Below are 518 nucleotides of genomic sequence, written 5' to 3'. Positions count from 1 at the left end.
CGCGGATTTCTCACACTTGAGGCAATTTCGGGTCATTTTGTAGAATTCAGTCATCCCACAGGAGCCCGATCTGGAATATTGACGATATTGTGCTTCTGGCGGCGGGTTCTGAACGCAGTGAGGGTGTCACGGCCTGAGAAGGCAGTGTTGGTGGAAGATATGTGGTCTGTGCACTGTCTGTTTCTTCAGATGGCCTTCCGGAGCCTTCGCAATCGTGCATGAGCGAGGGCGAATTCATGCTGACAGGGGAACATGTCCGGCATGGACAGGACAATCCGACGGACGCTGAGCGTTACACGTGTCGCGATTTTGAGCAGTCGTGCGCGTATGGTGCCACAGGTCGCCGTCTCCAGGCTGGTCTGGCCAAGGGCCAGTCTTTGCAGAGCGGTCAGCAGGACATAGGCTGCGGCCGAGAACCACAGCCGGAGCTGGTTGGCCCGGATGGTGTGGGACGAGGTCCTGTCTGAGAACAGATCCATCTGGCATTCCTTGATGCGGTTTTCCATATCCCCGCGTGC

Annotated in this window: 1 protein-coding gene; it reads right to left on the bottom strand. The window is 56.9% G+C overall.

Annotated elements, in window-relative coordinates; all coding sequences use genetic code 11:
* Nucleotides 1–185: 185 nt before the first annotated feature.
* Nucleotides 186–518, bottom strand: a 333-nt coding sequence (locus AD944_RS00020) for a transposase (RefSeq protein WP_211263305.1), incomplete at its 5' end; no start/stop codon positions are given.

It is taken from the genome of Acetobacter tropicalis (assembly GCF_001580915.1).
Classification (GTDB): Bacteria; Pseudomonadota; Alphaproteobacteria; order Acetobacterales; family Acetobacteraceae; genus Acetobacter; species Acetobacter tropicalis.
The sequence above is the reverse complement of the archived record's forward strand: the minus strand, read 5'-3'. Positions and strand labels throughout refer to the sequence as shown.